We start from the raw sequence: 5,404 nt of genomic DNA, 5'->3' as shown, positions 1-5,404 counted from the left end.
GGTCGGAATGGAATGCGCTGTTGCCGCGCATGACGCAGCCACAGCTGGTGTCGCGGGACAATCTCGATGCGCTCGATTCAATGTACTTCGCCGGCGACACAAACGACCTGAAGCAAGGCCAATGGCTGGTGTTCGATTTCGACGACGGGCAGATGCCCGGTGTGCGCAAGATCGCATCGGTGACCGTCGACAACGCAGGCAAGCGCACGATCGTGGGTTTCGAGGCAGTTGCAGGGGCGGCCACGATACGGACCAAAGCAATCAACCGCGGCGAATCAGCCTTGCAGACCCTGGTCGAGTCTTTGACGCGGCCACCGACCCAGCAGCCTGCCAATGCATTGCGCCTGTCCAGGAGCATCGAAGGAGCGCTGGGCAAGGCCAGCGATGCCCGGCCGCAATTGCTGCAGCTGTTCCAGCCGCGCCTGGTGGGTACGTTATATAACGCGTGGGGCGGTCTGGCCTCGCCGCGCGGCAGCACGCAGGTACAACGAATCTACGTGCAGCGCATATCTGCGCCACGCTTCGGTTACAACGCCGCCGTGCCGATGAAGATCCAGAGGGGGTCGGGTGGAACAGTGACGACCACGCCCACGGGCATTGATTGGCCGCTGGATATTCCAACCGAGAATGCCGATATGGTTTTCCTCGACAATGCCTACGACGGCATCCAGCCGGGTACCTACGTGGTACAGACCGACCCGGGCGCGGCGCCGCTCGTGCGCCGTATCTCAGCGGTGTCGGTGCATCCACGCACGGCCTATGGCATCCCGGGCAAGACCACACAGATAACGCTTGAACCGGTGCAGAGCCCGACGCCTGTACGAGGCCCTGCCATGGCTGCCGCGCCGAAGCCCACCATCGCCACCACCATCCGCGTTCAGCAACTGGCCGTGAAGGGTGAGCTCCTGACGCTGGCCGACGTGCCCATCACTACCAACGTCGGTGATACCAACGGTGATGAGTCCCCAGCCAATGCCACACGCCTGGTGCTGGACCAGGTGGTGGATGGACTGCAAGGCGGCCGATGGCTGATCGTCCAGGGCGTGCGCAGCGACCTTCCCGGCAGCGCGCAAGTGGTTTCGTCGGAGCTGGTGATGGTGGAGGCAGTGGAACAGGGTATCGACCCGGCGTTGCCAGGTGACGCCCTGCACAGCACGCTGGTGCTTGCCAATGATGGCCTTGCCTATGGCTACCGTCGCGACACGGTGAAGATCCTTGCCAATGTGGTCCGCGCCACGCACGGGCAATCGCGCAACGAAGTGCTGGGCAATGGCGACGGCGCACAGGCGATGCAGGCCTTCGTGCTGAAGCAGCCACCACTCACCTTTACCTCAGCCTCGAATCCCGACGGCGTGGCCAGCACCCTGCAGGTGCGCGTGGACGGACTTCAATGGCACGAGGTGCGCAACATGGCCTACACCGCCGCGGTGGACCGCAGTTTTGTCACCCGTACCGGGGACGATGGCAAGACCACGGTGACCTTTGGCGATGGCGTGCACGGCCGGCGTCTTTCCACGGGCGCTGCGAATGTGGTGGCCCGGTACCGAAACGGCATCGGTATCCCGGGCAATGTCGCGGCGGGGCAGGTGAGCCTGCTTGCCAGCCGGCCACTGGGCGTCAAGGACGTCATCAATCCACTGCCGGCATCGGGCGGCGCGGACCCGGAGTCGCGTGACCAGGCACGCGTGAACGTTCCGCTGGCCGTGATGGCGCTGGACCGGCTGGTCTCGATTCCCGACTACGCGAATTTCTCGCGGACGTTCGGCGGCGTGGGCAAGGCGGCGGCGGTGGCGTTGGCCGGAAGCGTGCGCGTGACCATCGCGGGAGCTGCCGACATCCGCATCGATACGACATCAGATGTCTATCGTAACTTGTTGTCTTCGCTTCAAATCTACGGTGATCCATCGCTGCCCGTGACGCTGGATGTCCGCGAACTGCTGGCACTGTCGCTTAGCGCGAAGGTGGGCCTGGCGGCGGATTACGCCTGGGAGTTCGTCGAGCCGGTGATCCGCGCCACCTTGCTTGATGCCTTCGGCTTCGAGCGCTCGGCGCTGGCGCAAAACGTGTACCTGAGCCAGGTGATCGCCTGCATCCAGGGCGTGCAGGGCGTGGCCTGGGTGGATGTAGACGCGTTCGACACGCTCGATGAGTCGACCGTGCTGGCAAGCCTTGCCGATGGCGACGGTGATGACCTGCCGGATGTTCCAGGCGTCGTGCAGCGCGTGCTGGTGCAGCCGGCCCGGTTGGATGCCCAGGGCCAGGTGCTCCCCGCCCAACTGGCGTACTTCCTGCCCAACGTTTCCGACACCTTGCTGTTGCAGGAGGCCAAGCCATGAGCCTGAGTCCCGATCGACTTTACGACCTGCTGCCTGCCATCTACCGCGCCAGGGACGAAGAGGAAGGTTTTCCGCTGCGCGATTTCCTCCGTGTGCTGGCCGTCCAGGCCAACGTGGTGGAAGAGGACATCGGGCGCCTCTACGACAACTGGTTCATCGAAACCTGCGACGACTGGGTCGTGCCTTACCTGGCGGACCTGCTCGGTTATTCGCCGCTGCCGGAAGCTGCCACCCTGGACGGCACGGAGCCGGCGCTCGGCCGTGCCTTGAGCCCCCGAAGCGATGTGGCCCACACCATCGACGCTCGCCGCCGCAAGGGTACGTTGTCGCTGCTGGAGGATCTCTCCCGCGACGCTGCGCGATGGCCTGGACGTGCAGTGGAATTCCGTACCCGGCTAGGCTGCACGCAGCACCTGGACCACCAGCACGCCAACCGCGGAGCCACCATCGACCTGCGCCGTCCCGGCCCGCTGCAGTTGCTGCGGTTTGCGCATGGCGCCTTCGACCCATGGGCGCATCGCGTGGACGTCAGGCGGCTGGGCAGCCGGCGGCGCCGCGGGCGCTTCAATATTCCCGATGTGGGGATCTTCGCCTTCCGCCTGCGTACCTATCCGGTGACCACCACGCCTGCCTACTGCGTGGAAGAGAGTGGTCCGCAGTGCTACACCTTCAGCGTACTGGGCCATGACACGGCTTTGTTCCAGTTGCCCGTGGCCGAGCCGTCGCCCACGCATATCGCGCACGAGTCGAACCTGCCGGTGCCGTTGCGCCGTTATCGCTTCGCGCTTCGCGGCGATGCGGCGGATTATTCGCGCGTGTCTCCGGAGCTCTATGGCGAGGGCAAGAGCGTAGAGGTGTTCGCCCCGGACTGGCCCACCAAGGGGCAAGGCATGCCGGTGCCGACCGATGCGCTGATTGCGGCCAACCTGGAAGATTGGAAATACCAGGTGCCGCGCAACCACGTGGCGCTGGATCCACACACCGGCCGGCTGCAGTTTCCCGCCAACCAGAGGCCAAAGCGCGGCGTGTGGGTCAGCTACCAGTACGGTTTCGCCGGGGACATCGGTGGCGGGGAATATGCACGCCCGCTGGTTTCACTCGACGACGCCACGGTATACGTGGTGCATACCGCGACGCCGCTGTTGCCGCTTGCCGATCCCCTCCCGGAAAACCACTTTACTTCGATCAAGGACGCCTTGACGGCATGGGCCACGGCCAAGGCCGCCACGCCATCGGCGCGCGCGCTGGTGATTGAACTTGCCGAGAGCGGGCTCTATGACGGTGGCCTGGACATCCAGCTGGACGCTGGTGAAGCGATCCAGATTCGTGCCGCGGAGCGTACGCGTCCGGTACTGCGCCTGCTCGACGTACACGCCAGCCGACCTGACGCCCTGGGCATTGGCGGCGGCGCCGGGAGCCGCTTCATCCTCGACGGATTGCTGGTGATGGGCCGCGGCGTGGAAGTGCACGGCCAGCAAGATGACGATCCGAACGCTGCGACCGGCGACCTGTGCGAAGTGGTGATCCGCCACTGCACCCTGGTGCCGGGGTGGTCGTTGCATTGCGACTGCGACCCGAAGCGCCCTGGCGAGCCCAGCATCACGCTCGATGGCACGACCGCCTCGCTGCGCGTGGAGAACAGCATCCTGGGCCCGGTATCGGTGATATCGCCGGCCAGGCGAACGGAGCCGGTGGATATCAGCTTCTGCAACAGCATCCTGGATGCCACCGGCCCCGCGCGCGTTGCGCTGGGTGCGCCTGACGAGGCCGTGGCACACGCCAGCGTCGTTTTCCGTAGCTGTACCGTGATCGGGCAGATGCAAGTGCATGCGCTGGCATTGGCCGAAGACAGCATCTTCGCAAGTACCGTGCGCGTGTTGCGCCGACAGGTGGGATGCGTGCGCTTTTGCTTCGTGCCTTCCGGATCACGTACGCCGCCGCGCTTCCATTGCCAGCCCGACCTTGCCATTGCGGCGGCACCGGCGGCGAAAGCGGCCACGTTGTTGCGCGTGCTTCCCGAATTCCGAAGCCTGCGTTATGGCTCGCCGAACTACATGCGCCTGGACGATGCCTGTTGCCAGGAAATCGCCACGGGCGCCTCCGATGCCGCGTCCATGGGCGCGTGGCATGACCTTTTCGAACCGCAGCGGCAGGCCAACCTTGCCGCGCGCCTTGGTGAATCCGTGCCTGCGGGGACGGACGCCGGGATCATTTTCGCCAGTTAGGAGAGCCACCATGAAAGGCGACTTCGCCAGGGTCACCTTCGACCCCACGCGGCACTTCAGCCAGGTCTTCCAGCAACAGGGAAGGGTGCAACTGGAATCGGACTGGAACGAGCAGGCCGCCATCGGGCTGTATTTGCTGCGGACCATGGCGACGGATCTTGTCGGTCCGTGCTGGGCGGCCGGCACGGGCTTTTCGATCACGCGGCAGAACCTGCTGGCGAACTGGCAGCTGTCGCCGGGACATTTCTATGTCGATGGCATCCTGTGCCAGAACGACACGGCATGTACCGTGGCCACGCAGCCATACGCACCCACGCCTGGCAACGGCTTCGACCTTGCCGATCCCCCGCCGGGATTCGTCGTGTGGCTGGACGTGTGGGAGCGGCACCTTTCGGCGATCGAGGCGCCATCGATCCTGGACGCGGCGCTCGAGGGCGTGGATACCGCGACGCGCGCGCAGGTGGTGTGGCAGCTTCGGCTCACCGATACCGCCGCGCTTGGCCCGCAACTGGACGCCCTGGCCGTGGCGCTGAAGCTGCGCGCCGGCGGTGAGCTCTCCGATGCCGAGAAGGCCCTGCTGCAACAGCAGATCAATGAGCTTACTGCGTTGCGCCGAAGCCTGGACGCCGGGCAAGGCGACCCCTGCACCACGTTGCGAGCGGTACTCAATGCCCGCGCCACGTATGCATGGCCACGCCTGCGCGCGCAGGCAGGGCCCGCCGATAGCGATGACGACCCTTGCGTGATTGCCGCCGACGCCCGTTACCGTGGGCTTGAAAACCAGCTCTATCGCGTGGAGATCCACGACGGCGCTTCCATCGGGCCCAAAGGCGCGGCCGTGGG

The 5,404-nt window shown here is 65.5% G+C and carries 3 protein-coding genes; all 3 read left to right on the top strand.

Going from position 1 to position 5,404, the window contains the following annotated elements; genetic code table 11:
* The coding region (locus VK519_RS11595) for a putative baseplate assembly protein (protein ID WP_324349947.1) at positions 1 to 2,336 on the top strand (2,336 nt) is incomplete at its 5' end.
* Positions 2,333 to 4,561 carry a hypothetical protein gene (locus tag VK519_RS11590; RefSeq protein ID WP_324349945.1) on the top strand — a complete coding sequence of 743 codons (2,229 nt, stop codon included), beginning with the start codon at positions 2,333 to 2,335 and terminating at the stop codon, positions 4,559 to 4,561. The genes VK519_RS11595 and VK519_RS11590, both read left to right, overlap by 4 nt.
* Positions 4,562 to 4,571: 10 nt before the next feature.
* Positions 4,572 to 5,404, top strand: an 833-nt coding sequence (locus VK519_RS11585) for a DUF6519 domain-containing protein (RefSeq protein ID WP_324349944.1), incomplete at its 3' end; no start/stop codon positions are given.

Origin of the sequence: Pinirhizobacter sp. (assembly GCF_035317885.1) — a bacterium.
In the GTDB taxonomy this organism is placed as follows: domain Bacteria; phylum Pseudomonadota; class Gammaproteobacteria; order Xanthomonadales; family Rhodanobacteraceae; genus Pinirhizobacter.
Note: the sequence above shows the minus strand (reverse complement) of the source record. Positions and strands in the feature narration are given on the sequence as shown.